Source organism: Psychromonas sp. SP041, assembly GCF_000470315.2.
GTDB lineage: Bacteria > Pseudomonadota > Gammaproteobacteria > Enterobacterales > Psychromonadaceae > Psychromonas.
In genome coordinates this window covers 11,858-28,224 of the sequence record NZ_CBRF02000017.1, presented here as the reverse complement: position 1 = coordinate 28,224, position 16,367 = coordinate 11,858, and the positions used below count along the sequence as shown (strand labels likewise).

The window sequence follows — 16,367 nt, the reverse complement described above, 5'->3', positions numbered from 1 at the left end:
TTTTTAATGCGAAGTTAAAATATAACGAATAACTTTAATTATAAATCGTCCTAGTAATAGCAACCTTAAGAAATAATGCGTGTTACTTCCAACCTTGCAACCATTGTTCAGTATCTTTTAAATCATGCCAATTAATATCTGTTGTACGATGTGAAATGATTGCTTCTAATAAACACAAAATCACACCTCCATCCTCGTCAAAATCGACTTCTGTAATTAAAAAGTGCTTCTCTTTGTTAATAGATTTAACTGCTGTCCATTTACTACGAAGCAGTTTTTTAGGGTTAATTTTATTGATGGCAAATACTCCCAGTGCATTAAAAAATAATATGTTCAATTATTTAAATAATACGAAATTAATGAGTAATGAGATCAGACCTAATAAAAACAATAGAGTAAGAAAAATAATAAAATAAAAATATTAAACAACGCAACACTTAAAGAGACTAATTTTGCTGGCTAGTAATTTGGTGAATTTTGATGAGTTGAATCAGTTGGTTAATAAGGTTATTTGATGAATAGGCGTGTTTGATAAATAGAATTATTTAATTAATCATTTGCGTAGTTCAAGGCGAATTATTGAGAGATAATTTAACGCAGAACCCCTTGAAAATAGCAGGGTTGTATCGTTTTGCTTATACAGAACTGAGGTTAGCTAATAAGCAGTCTAATGAATAATTTGGATCTCGTCATCTCACTATCTTATTAATAAAGGTACTGCGATAAAACTAACAGCACCTTTATTATGTTTGATAACGATTTACTTTGAACACAACTATCGACTATCAACCGTCGACTATTGATGTTGGTAGCTTTTTTCCCATAACTTAAACAGGTAAATAACAGAGAAGGTTAAGCACATATACAGAACACCTGCTGCCAAATAAGCTTCAAAAGGCGCATAATATCGTGCATTAACCACCCTAGCAGCACCAGTAATATCGACAATCGTAACAACACCTGCAATAGCACTACCGTGTATCATAAAGATAATTTCATTACTGTAAGCAGGTAAAGCACGTCTTAATGAATTAGGTAATGTTATACGTCTCAGTATTTGCAAACGACTCATCCCATAAGCTTTTGCAGCTTCTAATTCGCCTTTAGGCATTGTACTAATCACCCCTCGCACAATTTCAGCTGTATAAGCACCAGTATTCAAAGAAAAGGCTAATAAAGCACAGAACCAAGCTTCCTGAAAGTAATACCATAACCAGCTTTCGCGTAATGAATCAAACTGCGCGACACCATAATAAATTAAGAATAATTGTACCAATAATGGCGTTCCACGAAAAAAGTACATATAAGCCCAAATAGGCCCTTTAATTAACCAGTTTGGATGGCTACGTAACACACCTGCAGGTAATGCGATCACTAAACCAATCAACAATGAAAGAGCCACTAACCATGTGGTCGTCCATAGTCCATCAAGGTAAAACTGGTATTCATTAAGAATAATTGAAAAATCCATATTTACCTCGTTTGTATACTGTATTTACGTTCTGCCCATTTGAGGACAGAAGTAGACACAGCGGTATAAAATAAGAAAACTAATGCAACAACCAAGTAAAAGGTAAATGGTTTTTGTGTTGACCCTGATGCATCACCAGCGATCTTTACCATATCTTGCAAACCTATAATCGACACTAATGCCGTTGTTTTTAATAACACTAACCAGTTATTACCTAAGCCAGGTAATGCATGGCGCATCATTTGCGGAAACATAACACGAAAAAAACGTTTATATTTATTCATACCATAAGCAGTAGCCGCTTCTAATTGGCCTTTATCAACGGATAAAATAGCACCTCGAAAGGTCTCCGCCATATAAGCACCAAAAATAAAACCAATGGTGATAATGCCAGCAAAGTAAGGACTAATATCAATATATTCAGGTAAATAAGCAGTCCATTCATGGGTAGGATAGTAACCAGTGATCGTTTCATTTAACCATTCATTAAGGGTATAGCTCATATCATTGATCAGCAGTTGCCCACCAAAGAAGATTAATAACATTAAGATTAAATCAGGGATACCACGAATAATAGTAGTGTATAGCGTTGCTATCGTCTTCAATATTGTTGAGTGAGATAACTTAGCTAAAGCAGCTAATAAACCCAATGCGACAGAAAGCACTAAGGATAACAAGGCCACTTGCAGTGTTAGCCATGCTCCTTCTAAAAAAATCTCTTGGTAACCATATAAAGCAAACATATAAACTTCTTTTTAATTAATGCCCGTTACAATCATTCGTTAGGCATAATAAAAAAGGATGAAACAACCTATAAAAAAAATTAAAAGTTGTTATCACCCTTTCCATTTTAACGAGGTTTGTTAATAGAAATTAACAATAACGACGCTTATTCTTGACCGTATACATCAAAAGTGAAGTATTTATCTTGAATTGTTTTGTACGTACCGTCAGCACGGATAGCGTCAATTGCTTTATTTAATTGCTCAGCTAAGTCTTTATTTTGTTTACGAATTGCAATACCTGCACCGTAACCAAACCATTTAGGATCGTTTAATTTAGGACCAACAAACTCAAACTTATCGCCACCTTCTTTCGCAAGTAGACCATCAGCAATTGCTGCAGAATCAGCCATTACGTAATCAAGACGACCTGCTTTTAAATCTAAGTATGCTTCATCAGCAGAACCGTAACGTTTGATTTTTGCAGAAGGAAAGTTATCAGAGATGTATAAATCCATTGTTGTTGCACGTTGAACACCAATTTTTTTACCTTCCATAAACGCTTCAGTTGCTTCGTAAGTCACGCCTTTTTTAGCCACAAAACGAGCTGGGATATGTTGGTATTTTTTAGTGAATGCGACTTTCTTTTGGCGTTCTTCAGTAATATCCATTGTTGCAATAATTGCGTCAAATTTACGACCTAAAAGAGCAGGAATGATGCCATCCCAATCTTGTTTAACTAATGTACATTTAGCTTCTAACTCAGCACATAATGCATTCGCGATATCAATATCGAAACCAGTAATACTACCGTCTTCTTCTGTTTTACTGAATGGAGGGTATGCACCTTCAACTCCGATACGTATTTCTTTCCATTCTTTTGCACTTGCAGCATTAAATGAAAATGCAAATAACGCGATTAGTAGGCTAAGTTTTTTCATGGTATTTCCTTATTTTATGATAGATAACTGTTTTAATAAAAATATAAAGTGTCGTGTAACTTATTATAAAACTTGCTGCGCAACTTATGGTCTAAATCGCGACAGTAAGACTTTAATATAAATGAATTAATAAACGGTGGATATAAATTGTTTAAAACGTTCCGAAGAGGGGTTTGTAAAAATATCTTCCGGTTTTCCTTGTTCTTCCACTAAACCTTGATGTAAAAATAATACTTTATTGGAGACGTCTCTAGCAAAGGCCATTTCATGTGTCACTACTAACATAGTGCGCCCTTCTTCTGCTAAATCACGCATGACGGTTAACACTTCACCTACCAACTCAGGGTCTAAAGCCGAAGTCGGTTCATCAAACAACATCACTTCTGGCTCAACAGCTAACGCACGGGCAATCGCAACTCGCTGTTGTTGGCCACCTGAAAGCTGCCCAGGATAGTAATCTTTACGTTCATATAATCCAACGCGTTGTAACAAAGCTTCTGCTTTAACAATGGCTTCCTTTTTAGGCACGCCAAGGACATGAACCGGTGCTTCAATGACATTTTCAAGCACGGATAAATGTGACCACAAATTAAAGCTTTGAAAGACCATTGCTAAACGACTACGAATACGTTCAACTTGTTTGTTTGAAGCAGGAATAGCACCACGTTTTATATCTTGTTTCATTTCAATTAGTTCACCATTAACTAAAATGTCACCAGAGGTAGGTGTTTCTAATAAATTAACACAACGTAATAAAGTACTTTTTCCTGAACCAGAAGCACCAAGAATAGAGATAACATCGCCTTTGTGAGCGTCTAAATCTATGCCCTTTAATACTTGGTTATCTGCGAAGGATTTATGTAAGTTTTTTATCGATAGAGTAGGTACTGTCATTAGCAAGTTTCATTATAATTTAGCGAGTTCATTATGGATTGTACCTAGTTTGTTGAATAAATTAATAAAATATATACAAACGCTAACTGTGCACCAATGCTTTAAAATGTACAAACAATTAATTTTCATTTCCTATTAAAAAACAATATATAGATCATTTTTTTAAATTTATTGTTGTATTTTTTTTAATTTAATACTTTAAATTGACTAAAAACAAGGGGGAGTACGGATTACCTTTACAAAAAGTGACCGCATGGTATCGTGCGCGCGTTTTTAATTTAATAAATAATACAAAAAGGTAAATGACGTGTCACAATCAATTAATTACGCCAATCCAGCCCCGTTAGGACTAATGGGTTTTGGAATGACAACGGTTCTATTAAACATCCACAATGCTGGCTTTTTCCCTATTAGTGCAATGATTCTTGCAATGGGTTTATGCTACGGCGGTATAGCACAAGTTATTGCTGGTATTTTAGAATTTAAAAAAGGAAATACATTCGGATTAACTGCTTTTACTTCATACGGTTTTTTCTGGATCAGCTTAGTTGCGTTACTGTTATTTCCACAGTTAGGTCTTGAAGAAGGTCCAACTCAAGCAACTCCTCATGCATTTATGGCATGGTACTTAGTCATGTGGGGCATTTTCACAGCTTTCATGTTTATTGGTACATTACGCGGTAACCGAGTACTTCAGTTTATCTTTGGTAGTTTAACTGTATTATTCTTCTTACTCGCCATTCGTGACTTTACTGGTAATGAACTAATCGGTCATATTGCAGGATACGAAGGTATCATTTGTGGTTTAAGCGCAATTTACTTAGCAATGGCTGAAGTGATTAACGAACAATACGGCCGTACTATATTGCCTATCGGTGAACGTTAAGCTTTATTTGAAAAGAATGAATCAGTTAAGTTAGCACTAATGACTTAACCATTAAAAAACCGAACATTATTTGTTCGGTTTTTTTGTATCTATTATCCGCGCTGAAATGGCTGCTATAGCATAATAAGTAATTACAAAGCTAAACGTGCAACCAAGATTTCATAAGGTGATGACTTCATAAGATGATAGTTTTATAAGGTGTAGGCTTTAATAAATCGGCTGCAACATTTAACTTATGTGGGGCAGTAAGTTTACCTACCTTACAGTATCAATCTCATTCTTTCTCTGGGACGCTTTGCACTCTCTAGGCAATCATTTTTATGTGCATAGAGGCTTAAATTTGGTCACTGTGTATAAGTGATAAACAACAATTTCCAGGGGCATGTAGCCTTGAGCCTAGATGACACAGGACTTAGGCTACACCGAACCTAGATAAAGTGTGTTGATATATTAATGCAGTCGTCGCTATCTACAACTCACGAAACTCATATTGTATCCCTTCGATAACATCAAACTCTACAATAGCAGCTAGCATGGTTACCCTTTCTGTTGTAAAGAGATAATGTAAAAAGTAATAGAAACACGTAAAGGTTAGTCATTAGACTTAATTCAAATTTATGACGACTTCCCTTTTCAAACTTAGATTTTAAACAAAAAATGCTTTTTGCTGTTCAACATCTAAATAGGTCCATGCAATGAAACGACTGATTTTGTGGCCTTGCGACATTTCAATTACTTTTACTTGCTGTGTATTTTGCTTTTCTAACAATTTTTTAAGGGGGCTCACATTTTCACTCTTTGACAGTAAGCACGTAAACCAACAAACGTTATCTTTAACTAATAAGCTTTCTATCGCCATTTGCTTAACAAAAGCAATCTCTCCACCAGCACAGCTAAGTTCATGTGCTTGCCCTGCAAAGTTTAAAGTAGGCGTTGAGGCGTCTTTATTAACAGTATTGACCGCTTTAGACTTTTTACTGAGATTCTTTTGTTTTAACAAACTCCCTGCAGAAGCTTCCTCCATTGAAGAATGAAACGGAGGATTACACATAGTAAAAGCAAAGCGATCGCCTTTTTTTACTATGCCAGACAATATATGTTGTGCGTTTTTTTGCTGACGAATAATGATTTTTTTACTGATATTTTTATTTGCACTCACTAATAGTGAAGCTGTTTTTACTGCTATCCCATCAATATCACTTCCCACGAAAGACCAATCATAGCTACGGCTTCCTAAGATAGGATAAATACAGTTTGCACCACAACCAATATCAAGTCCTTTAATTTGGCTTCCCATTGGTATGTTGCCATTAAATGACTCACTTAATAAGTCAGCAATATAATGAATATAATCAACGCGTCCTGGGATCGGCGGACACAGGTAACCAGGAGGTATTTGCCAAAAACTAATATGATAAAAGTGTGCTAATAACGCTTTGTTTAATAGCAACACAGACTGAGCGTCACTAAAGTTGATTGAGAAATCGCCCCTAGGATTATTAATAACATAAGGCGCTAACTCTGAGCATGCCGCAATTAAAGTTGGAAAGTCATATTGCCCAACATGTTTGTTGCGTGGGTGTAAGGCGCCCTTACCTGTTTTAACATTTGCAGCATTTTTAGCCGTGTTAAGTTTTTTATTCACGTGTAATAACCTTAAAATTCAGTGTTATATTTAATTAATTCACCATTGATATCTAACACTTTTCTTTCGTATTCAAACTTAACCATTTGATGGTCGAATCGAGGAGCAAACCACGCAATAAAAGTACGATCTTTTTTCCTTACCTGTTGGACACGGTAAGCTTCAACTTCACCAAATTTGGTTTTAATCATCTCTTTCCCTTTTACTTGGAAAAAGTAATGTGCAATATCATCAGACGTTTGCATATAAAACTCAAAGTCAGTTTTACCTACTTTTAAACCTTCACTGATCTGTAAGTTAATAGTATTAAAATCAACTATCGGCCCTTCTTCACTAGTGTATTCAGACTTATCACCATTATTAACAATTTGCGAATGATGCCCTGTCTCATCAAATTTAGCAGTCATATTAACAGTACTAAACCCAATGCTTTCACGGTAAAAAGAACGGCTTAAAAATATTTGCTGCAATTCATTCCAGTAAATATCAGATTGTTGACTGCCGCCAAATGAAAACAATAAAAAAGAAAAATCAGCCACAGAGTTAACCGCTACATCTTTCCCCTTCCAACGGTACTCTTGCTTCATTTCACCGATTGAAATGCCTTTATAGTTAACTGCGTAAATAAATTGTTGATTAGGGTTTTCTTTTACAAAAGAGGCATCGTCTCTTTTAGCGCTAGGCTCCGTGCCTGTTGCAGTCACTTCAGATTGTTCTGAAATAGTATGTTCGTTTGTTGTTTTATCTACAGTCGTAATGGAAAAAGCTGGTTTTGTTAACAACAAAAACAAGCTAGTAAAGATGATTAAAAATCGAATATTAGTCAATGTGATTGACTCCTTTAATGTTATGAATAATGGCAAATAGACCATTCGCACGTGACGGGCTTAAATGACTTAGTAGTCCTAATCGCTTAAATAGTTCATTGCAATCTATTTGCTCAATTTGTTGTTTTGTTTTGCCTTGAAAAATCAATGAGACAATTTTCATTAATCCTTTTACAACACGAGTATCGCTGTCCATTGCAAAATCATAATGGTCATTCTGTTCAGAAATCACTAACCACGCTAAGCTTTCACAGCCTTTTACTTGGTTAGCTTCACTTTTTAATGACGCAGGTAGGCTGTCTAATAACTTACCCAGTTGAATAATTAATCGATATTGTTTATCCCAACTTTTGTTTTCTATAAAAGCCTGTTCAAGTTGTTCAAAATCACTAATGGATCCTAATTGCTGCACGCTATTTTCCTATTTTTTCTTTCATGTAACCGGAGAATAAAACCAATGCCCCGCTACTGCCGGTTAATTCTGCACTTTTGTTATTATCTTTTCCGACCCAAGTCGTCACCACTTCATCTGAGTCATAGCCGACGAACCAACTATCATTCAGATTATTAGTGGTCCCAGTTTTACCTGCAAAATATTGTCCTGGGTTACGCCAACGTAAACTACGAGCAGTCCCTTCTGTTGTCACTTTATGTAATGCAATAGAAAGTTGTGAGACAGAATCAGGCGAGAATATTTGACGTGCAGCAGGACTACGCTGATATAAAGGAACGCCATCACTTGAAACGATGGTGCGTATCATGGTTAACGGTTTATACACTCCACGCATGCCGATCGGTTGGTACATTTGCGCCACTTGAAATGGTGATAACGAGACACTGCCTAGCACCAATGACGGGTAAGCACGTATTTTTTCATCTACCCCCATTTTATGCAAACTATCGATAACATTATCCAAACCGATTGTCATCCCTAAGTTAACCGTCGGTACATTTAAGGATTTAACGAGCGCTTGTTCTAAGGTCACTTCACCACGGAATTTTCGGTCGTAATTCTTAGGTCTCCAACGTTGGCCTGTACTATTTTTAAGTACTATTTCTTTGTCATTCAAAATATCAGACAGTTTATAGCCGTTATCTAATGCGGTTAAATAAACCGGGGGCTTAACCAACGAACCAATAGGACGGCTTGCATCTAACGCACGATTAAAACCACTAAATTTAACGTTTTTACCGGATACCAATGCGCGTATTTCTGCATATTGACGGTCAGTGATCACCATTGCACCTTGTAAGTCATGCTGATCTTTTTTCTGTACTTTGGCAATACCATTTTGAATGGCCGTTTCAGCATTTTTTTGCGCTAGGGGAGAAATCGACGTAAATATTGATAGCCCACTTTGTTTACGAATACTAGCAGGTACATTACTGGTCAACTCTCGATTCAACAAACTCACAAATGCTGGGTTTGCACGATTATTCAATGCTTTAACATTGCTTAGGTTAAGATCGCTTTTCACTGCAATTTTATATTGTGCAGTACTAATATAATGATGCTCAAGCATCAACCGTAACACTAAATCTCGACGAGCTAGTGCTCGCTTGGGATTGCGTCGAGGATTGTAGTAAGAAGGTCCTTTTATAATTGCAACCATTAATGCAATTTGCTCAATACGTAACTCATCAATAGGACGAGCAAAATAAAAACTACTGGCTAAACTAATGCCGTAAATACCTGTGGCCCCATTTTGAGCAAGATAAACTTCATTCAAGTAAGCTTCTAATATTTTGTCTTTACTGTATTTATGGTCAATCAATACCGCCATGTAAGCTTCTTGAAATTTACGCCATAAACTTCGCTCTTGTGTTAAGAATAGGTTTTTCGCAAGCTGCTGCGTTAAAGTACTGCCTCCTTGCACCGTATGGCCTGCTTTAAAGTTAACAATAAATGCCCTTAAAATGGCAAAAGGAGAGACACCTTGATGATGATAAAAATCACGGTCTTCCATTAAAATTAAGGTATTAACAAACAAATCAGGAATTTTCTCAAAGGGTACAAAAACCCGATCTTGGATTTGTTTGCTATTAAGCCTATCTAACAATAAAGGCTCTAAACGAAACCCATTTATATTAACTTGCTGTTGATTTTTTAAAGCACTAACCCCTTGAGCGTCAAAGTTAACTCGCACTAATGCAGCAGGCTCAGACCGTTCAGGAAAATTAAAAGCACGACGATAGATAATGACCTCTTCGCCTTTAACTGCGAATTGTCCCGCACTTTCAATTGACCTTACAGCGCGGTAATTGAGCAATTTAAGCTCACTCACCAAGGCGCTTTTAGTTAAAGGTAACCCCACTTCTAATGATAATGGACGCGCGTATAAAGTGGCAGGCAATGTCCAAGTGGAACCATCTAATCGATTGGATATTTTTTTATCGAAATAAATTCCTGAAATAACAATAAAGGCAATAAACGCTAAACTTGCTTTCCAAATAAACGACCAGATAGACCTTAAAATACGTTGTTTCAAGGTCTTTTTATTGGATTTTTTATTTGTTTTTTTCGCTTTACCATCTGTCGTTTTACGTACTGTTTTAGGGTTTTTAGCGGCACTTTTTTTAGTGTTCTCTTTAGGTTTAGCTTTAGGAGTCGCTTTAGTACTTTCTTTTTTAGGTGCTTTTGCCATAACAGGTTTATTTAACTCAATTTTTTAAAAGATAGAGATTGAACGGTAGATTCTTATAGCGCTAGCTTTTTGAAATGAGAGTTTGCATAGCGAAGAACCGATCCTACGTTGTTTAGGTTTTCATATCATCATTTGGATAAATGTTTTTTTGTTTTACGCGTTGCAATTGCGTTTGCTGGATCATCAGGCCAAAAATGCTTCGGATACCGCCCTTTCATCTCTTTTTGTACTTCTTTATATGCACCAGACCAAAATGAACTTAAATTCTGTGTTACTTGCAACGGTTTCATGGCTGGCGATAACAACGCTAATTGAATACTAATTCGTCCATCAAAAATACAGGGGGTTTGAGCTTGCCCATATAATTCCTGCATTTTAACTGACAACAACGGATTTTGTTGTTCTCGATACGCTAATTTTATTGCCGATCCTGTCGGTACTGAAATAGTTAATGGAAAATGCGCTTCAAATGTCTGTTGCTGCTGCCAATTAAGGCGCGATAACAGTGCGGCTTTTAAATCGATTTTTTTAAATTGTTCTGGTTGTGTAATGCCAATACAAAAAGGCGCTAACCACATTTCTAGTTCAGCCAATAAAATGTTTTCACTGTAATCAACTGAATCGATAATTCTTGCTTGCTCATATTGTAAAGAGGCGTAACGTAAACGAGTTAACAAGGCTTTATTCACCTCACTCCAATGCAACATAGATAAACCAGCTTGACGCAATCCATTTAACAAGGCTTTCAGTTTTTGTTGTTTACTAACTTGAGCTAATGGTGCTTTATTAAGGGTTATTTTACCCAGCATTGTTCGCTGTTCAGCGATTAACTTATTTTCTTTTAATGACCAACAAAGATAATCGGTAGATTGTATATAATGTGGGAGGTATTTTTTGATCTCTTCTAAATCAATCGCACAAGCTTTAAAAATAAGACTATTCGATTTCTGTTCTGAAAGCCCTAAATCAGCAACCACCAGCATTTTTTCGTTGAGCAGCATTGAATGGTTTGCTAAACATGCCCCAGCCCCGTTACTGAGTAAATAATCATGTTGCTGGCTATGCCCACGACTAAAAGCAATGCGGTCAGGAAACGCAATAGCTAATAATAAGCCACAATATTGCACTGGTACAATACTTGGCGCGTTGACCTTACACTTTCTTAATAACGCTTGATATTGTGTTTTTACTGAGTATGAAATTGAATTGAGCTCGGCAATAATATCATCACTACTTTTTTCATTTCCTTCTAAAAAGGCAGTTAATAAGCAAGCTAAAGCAACCAGATTCGGCTCATCTAATGTTTTGGCTAAGGTTTGTGCTTTAATCACCATGTGCCCTAATCGTGGCGTAACGGCAAATTCAATAATTTTTTCACCATGTGCAGTGCAACGACCGCGCTCATCAATGGCATCAAGACTTTGCAGTAGTTGTTTGGCGACTTGCACATTTTTTTCATGAGGCTGAGTTAAAAAAGGCAGTTGACTCGGGTCAGTGACGCCCCAGGCACATATTTCTAACATCAATAACGTTAACTCACTTTGCAAAATCGGGACTTCGCTCTGTGCTGCCAGCCGTTTATCTTTAGCCCATAAACGATAACAAGTACCGGCACTTAGTCGCCCTGCTCGTCCAGCTCGCTGAATGGCACTTGCTTCACTGATAGTTTGACTTTTTAATTTACCAAAACCTGTTTGAGCTTGAAACTGAAAAGTGTTTTCGACACCGGAATCAACCACAACAGTAATACCATCAATGGTTAAACTGGTTTCTGCGATATTGGTAGAAACCACTATTTTCCGTATATTAGGTAGAGGCGGTTGAATCGCTAATTGCTGTTCATCTAAACTGAGTTTTCCATAGAGAGGCGCTAATAAAACAGGTAGCTTATGGGTATTAATCCATTGTTGTAAGTCACGACAACATTGTAAAATATCTCTGACTCCCGCTACAAAGACTAATATATTGCCTTTTTGTTCTTGATAAGCGGTTTCAACTAAAGACACCAATGCTTTGTGCTTATCCGTATTAAGCCCTCGACCAAGCACAGGTTGATAAATATATTTAATAGGGAAACTTCTTCCATCACAACTTACATAAGCCGCTTCTGGAAGATGCTGTTGCAGTGATTGATTATCTAAGGTTGCAGACATAATCAATAAAGATAAGTTTTCACGCAAACTGGCTTGCGTATCAAGACATAAGGCTAAGCCTAAATCTGCCTGTAAATTTCGCTCATGGAACTCATCGAAAATAACTAAATCAATCCCCGTTAATTCAGGATCATTTTGCAGTAAACGAATTAATATGCCTTCCGTGACAATTTCTAATTGTGTTTCTGCACTTACTTTAGTTTCACCACGTAAACGATAACCAATTTGCTGTCCAACAGGTTGCCCTAATTGTTTGGCGAGATAATGTGCAATATTACGCGCAGCTAACCTTCTCGGTTCCAACATAATAATTTTACCAGTAAACCATTTTTCTTTTAATAGCATTAACGGTAAGTAAGTCGATTTACCCGCCCCTGGAGGTGCTTGAAGAATAACCTGTGAACAAAGTAAAAGTTGTTGTTTAAGCTCAGGTAACACAGCTTGAATAGGTAACATTGATGCAACAACCCTTAAAAAATAAATAGATAAAAGAAATACAGTGAATAAAACAAGATTGTTGAAAACACAATACATAGCACAAAAACAAGATCATAAGTTTACAATTAGTAACACTTTATTTGACTTTACAAACAATACTTGCTATAGATAGCGCCGAAAAAAAACTGATGCCTCTATGTTAGCAAAGTTTGTTCGACCTATTGTTTATATTTATCACCGTTTTGATGCGTTTAAAGATTTTATTCAGCATCGGAAGAAGGAAAATTTATGCCTGCTATTAAAAGCAAAAAAACACTCGGTATTTTAGCAATTGCTGGAGTAGAGCCATACCAAGAGAAATCTGGCGAAGAGTATATGGGTAAAGCGCAACGTGAACACTTTACTAATATTCTTACGGCTTGGACCACTCAATTACGTGAAGAAGTTGACCGTACTGTTGATCACATGAAAGATGAAGCATCAAATTTCCCTGATCCTGTTGACCGTGCAACACAAGAAGAAGAATTTAGCTTAGAATTACGTGCTCGCGATCGCGAACGTCGTTTAATTAAGAAAATTTCTAAAACATTAAAGAAAATCGAAGAAGATGATTTTGGTTTTTGTGAATCTTGTGGTGTAGAAATTGGTATTCGTCGTTTAGAGGCTCGCCCTACTGCCGACTTATGTATCGATTGTAAAACACTAGCTGAAATAAAAGAAAAACAAAGTATTGGTTAATCCAAGCGATTAAACAAACTGAAAAACGGTTAGCATTTGCTAACCGTTTTTGTTTATGCAAAAAGTAAGATTGTAGGAAGTAAGTTGCCGTTAAAAGAGAATAAACCTTATATAGGTCGATTTGCTCCGTCACCATCAGGATCATTACATTTTGGTTCTTTGGTTGCGGCAGTGGGTAGCTATTTACAGGCAAAATCTCAACAAGGTATTTGGCAAGTTCGTATTGAGGATATCGACCCTCCTCGAGAAATTGCAGGCGCCAGTGAAGATATCCTTGAAACATTACAAGCTTATGGTTTGCAATGGGATGAAAAGGTGATTTACCAACATCAACAAAGCGAATACTATGAAGCCGTGTTAAAAGAGCTTAGTAAACGTAATTTATGTTATGCCTGTTGTTGCACTCGTAAAATGATTAAACAACAAGGTGGCTATTACCAAGGCCAGTGTCGTGATAAAAATAACGTAATGATAGGTAATGCGCTGCGTATTAATTTATTATCAATTATCAATAAGACAACACACTTTGAAGATAAGTTACAAGGTAGAGTGGTATTAGACTCCACTCAGATTGACGATGACTTTATCATTAAACGAAAAGATGGTTTATATGCCTATAACTTAGCCGTCGTCGTTGATGATATTCAGCAGGGTATTACGGAAGTTGTGAGAGGGGCTGACTTAATCAGTACCACCGGTAAGCAGATAAGTTTGTATCAACTATTGAATGCAGATATTCCAAACTATGTGCATCTTCCATTAGCAGTAACGGAGCCAGGGGTTAAGTTATCTAAACAAAACCATGCTGTTGCCGTTAATAAACAAGACCCAGTACCCACCTTAAAACGGGTATTAGCTTTTTTAGGACACCCTGTTCCAGATAATATGGCGCTAAATACATGCAGTGAAATTTTAAAATGGGCAACAGAATATTGGTCATTAGATAACGTACCGAAACAATTAGAGATTCAGATATGAATCACGTCCTTTATAGTATTAAATAAAAGACAACGTTAAGAGACATAAATTTAATTTGTTTTTAATAATTAGCGCACATAAAATAAGCGCATCATTTTTCAGACTAATTCCATCTAAATAGATGCAGAGGATAAAGCTATTAAACGCTTAAGCAAACTCGTAAAAAAAGTATTTCAAAAGAAAAAAACGACAGAAGCCGTCATTTCGTTAGATCAATATAAGATCCCACGCGAACAGCACTCTATTTCTCGATCTGATATTGATGAAAATGCATTAAAGGTTTTATACCGTTTACATAACGCAGGCTATCGCGCTTTATTAGTTGGCGGTGGCGTACGTGATTTATTATTAGGCTTAAAGCCAAAAGATTTTGATATCACAACAAACGCAACACCTGAAGAAGTAAAAGCATTGTTTAGAAACTGTCGCTTAATTGGTCGTCGTTTCCGTCTTGCACATATTTTATTTGGTCGAGAAATCATCGAAGTCGCTACATTCCGTGGTCACCATGATGAAACAGAGCAAGACAAACAAAAAGTAAAACAATCACAAGAAGGCATGTTGCTTCGCGATAATGTTTACGGCTCTTTAGAAGAAGATGCGGAACGTCGTGATTTTACGGTTAATGCATTGTATTACGACATTGCAGACTTCTCACTGTATGACTTCTGTGGTGGTATGGATGACTTGGCGCAACGTCGCTTAACTTTAATTGGTGAGCCTGAAGTACGTTACCGTGAAGATCCTGTTCGTATGCTACGTGCGATCCGCTTTGCTGCTAAATTAGATTTATCAATCAGTGATGAATGTGCAGAACCGATTCGCCGTTTAGCATCATTATTGCAAGATATTCCAGCAGCTCGACATTTTGATGAAGTCATTAAACTATTATTGTCGGGTCAAGGTTTAGCGACTTATCGTCTATTAAAAGAATACAAGTTATTAGCAGTGTTGTTCCCAATCTTATTTAAAGATGGTGAAGATGACAAAGCGACTAAGATGATTGAACAAGCATTAATGGATACTGACAAACGTATATCTGAAGGTAAACGTGTCACTCCCGCTTATATTTACGCCGTGATGTTATGGTACCCACTTGAGCAACGCGCACAAGAAATGAGTTTTGAAAGTGGTATCGAGCTGCATGATGCATTTATGCTCGCAATGAATGAAGTGTTAACGATTCAAGTGAAAACAATTGCCATACCTAAACGCTTTACTGCGGCTATTCGTGATATTTGGATTTTACAGCATCGTCTACCTCGCTTTGGCGGTAAACGCGCTCAACGTGTTTATGCACATGAAAAATTTAGAGCTGCCTTTGACTTTCTAGCATTAAGAGCACGCGTTGAACAAAGCCGTGAACTCGCTGAGCTAACAGCATGGTGGGAAGAATATCAATTGCATAACAAGTTACCAGAGCATAATTACGCACGTAGCAATGTTAATAAAGCAAAAGAGTTCAAACCCGATGCCGATAGACCAGCGAAAAAGCGCCGCTATAACAAAGTAAAACGTAAGCCTGTTGTGAGTAAGAGTAATGATTAGTTATATTGCAATTGGTAGTAACCAAGCACAACCGATTGAACAAGCAAAACAAGCCATTACCGCACTAAACAATATAAAAGATACGACACTTGTCACTTGTTCTTCTTTATATTGTAGTGCGCCTATGGGCCCTCAGGATCAACCTGATTATATTAATGCTATCGCCAAGATAGACACAACATTATCAGCGATTGAATTGCTTGATGCGCTACAAGCCATCGAGCAAGCACAAGGTCGAGAACGTAAAGAAAACCGTTGGGGACCCAGAACATTAGATTTAGATATTATTCTATATGGCGACAAAGCAATTGATAATGAGCGTTTAACAGTTCCTCACTATGGAATGAAAGAACGAGAGTTTGTGCTCTATCCTCTATTTGAAATAGCCCCTATTCTACAAATGCCCGATGGCACTTCTCTGATCGAAATGCTTAAACACTGCGATAAAAATGGTTTGACCGCTATTACAGGTTGAATTAAT

At 36.8% G+C, this 16,367-nt stretch carries 15 protein-coding genes; 5 read left to right on the top strand and 10 right to left on the bottom strand.

Annotated elements, in window-relative coordinates:
* Positions 1-82: 82 nt before the first annotated feature.
* The 5 genes from SP041_RS10995 to SP041_RS10975 all read right to left on the bottom strand — a co-directional run bounded on the left by SP041_RS10995 (position 83) and on the right by SP041_RS10975 (position 4,028).
* On the bottom strand, positions 83-298 hold the full coding sequence (locus tag SP041_RS10995; protein WP_025562619.1) for a TIGR02450 family Trp-rich protein: 216 nt from the start codon (positions 296-298) through the stop codon (positions 83-85).
* 498 nt (positions 299-796) lie between these two features.
* Complete coding sequence (locus SP041_RS10990) at positions 797-1,471, bottom strand: ABC transporter permease (protein ID WP_025562618.1); 675 nt, start codon at positions 1,469-1,471, stop codon at positions 797-799.
* Between the two features lie 2 nt (positions 1,472-1,473).
* Positions 1,474-2,214, bottom strand: coding sequence for an ABC transporter permease subunit (locus SP041_RS10985; protein ID WP_025562617.1), 741 nt, complete (start codon positions 2,212-2,214; stop codon positions 1,474-1,476).
* A gap of 146 nt (positions 2,215-2,360) precedes the next feature.
* Positions 2,361-3,134 carry an ABC transporter substrate-binding protein gene (locus tag SP041_RS10980; RefSeq protein ID WP_025562616.1) on the bottom strand — a complete coding sequence of 258 codons (774 nt, stop codon included), beginning with the start codon at positions 3,132-3,134 and terminating at the stop codon, positions 2,361-2,363.
* A gap of 126 nt (positions 3,135-3,260) precedes the next feature.
* The gene (locus SP041_RS10975) at positions 3,261-4,028 is read right to left on the bottom strand and encodes an ABC transporter ATP-binding protein (protein ID WP_025562615.1); all 768 of its coding nucleotides are present in this window, start codon (positions 4,026-4,028) and stop codon (positions 3,261-3,263) included.
* A gap of 307 nt (positions 4,029-4,335) precedes the next feature.
* Between SP041_RS10975 and satP the strand changes: the two genes are divergently transcribed.
* On the top strand, positions 4,336-4,914 hold the full coding sequence (gene satP / locus SP041_RS10970; RefSeq protein ID WP_025562614.1) for an acetate uptake transporter: 579 nt from the start codon (positions 4,336-4,338) through the stop codon (positions 4,912-4,914).
* Between the two features lie 646 nt (positions 4,915-5,560).
* On the opposite strand, the gene rlmF is transcribed toward satP, so the two are convergent.
* From rlmF to hrpB, 5 genes are all read right to left on the bottom strand, one after another.
* Positions 5,561-6,559 carry a 23S rRNA (adenine(1618)-N(6))-methyltransferase RlmF gene (gene rlmF, locus SP041_RS10965; RefSeq protein WP_025562613.1) on the bottom strand — a complete coding sequence of 333 codons (999 nt, stop codon included), beginning with the start codon at positions 6,557-6,559 and terminating at the stop codon, positions 5,561-5,563.
* A gap of 11 nt (positions 6,560-6,570) precedes the next feature.
* Positions 6,571-7,386 carry a DUF3108 domain-containing protein gene (locus SP041_RS10960; RefSeq protein WP_025562612.1) on the bottom strand — a complete coding sequence of 272 codons (816 nt, stop codon included), beginning with the start codon at positions 7,384-7,386 and terminating at the stop codon, positions 6,571-6,573.
* Positions 7,379-7,798, bottom strand: coding sequence for a SufE family protein (locus tag SP041_RS10955; RefSeq protein ID WP_037047766.1), 420 nt, complete (start codon positions 7,796-7,798; stop codon positions 7,379-7,381). The genes SP041_RS10960 and SP041_RS10955 overlap by 8 nt, the downstream gene beginning before the upstream one ends.
* A gap of 1 nt (position 7,799) precedes the next feature.
* Positions 7,800-10,031 carry a penicillin-binding protein 1B gene (mrcB, locus tag SP041_RS10950; protein ID WP_037047764.1) on the bottom strand — a complete coding sequence of 744 codons (2,232 nt, stop codon included), beginning with the start codon at positions 10,029-10,031 and terminating at the stop codon, positions 7,800-7,802.
* 128 nt (positions 10,032-10,159) lie between these two features.
* Positions 10,160-12,640, bottom strand: coding sequence for an ATP-dependent helicase HrpB (gene hrpB / locus SP041_RS10945; protein ID WP_025562611.1), 2,481 nt, complete (start codon positions 12,638-12,640; stop codon positions 10,160-10,162).
* A gap of 270 nt (positions 12,641-12,910) precedes the next feature.
* On the opposite strand from hrpB, the gene dksA reads away from it, so the two are divergent.
* The 4 genes from dksA to folK all read left to right on the top strand — a co-directional run bounded on the left by dksA (position 12,911) and on the right by folK (position 16,361).
* Positions 12,911-13,360, top strand: a complete 450-nt coding sequence (gene dksA / locus SP041_RS10940; RefSeq protein ID WP_025562610.1) for an RNA polymerase-binding protein DksA — start codon at positions 12,911-12,913, stop codon at positions 13,358-13,360.
* Positions 13,361-13,444: 84 nt separating this feature from the next.
* Positions 13,445-14,338: a tRNA glutamyl-Q(34) synthetase GluQRS gene (gene gluQRS / locus SP041_RS10935; protein WP_025562609.1), complete on the top strand. Its 894-nt coding sequence runs from the start codon at positions 13,445-13,447 to the stop codon at positions 14,336-14,338.
* A gap of 201 nt (positions 14,339-14,539) precedes the next feature.
* On the top strand, positions 14,540-15,886 hold the full coding sequence (pcnB, locus tag SP041_RS10930; protein WP_037047761.1) for a polynucleotide adenylyltransferase PcnB: 1,347 nt from the start codon (positions 14,540-14,542) through the stop codon (positions 15,884-15,886).
* Positions 15,879-16,361, top strand: coding sequence for a 2-amino-4-hydroxy-6-hydroxymethyldihydropteridine diphosphokinase (gene folK, locus SP041_RS10925; protein WP_025562607.1), 483 nt, complete (start codon positions 15,879-15,881; stop codon positions 16,359-16,361). The genes pcnB and folK overlap by 8 nt, the downstream gene beginning before the upstream one ends.
* Positions 16,362-16,367: the final 6 nt, after the last annotated feature.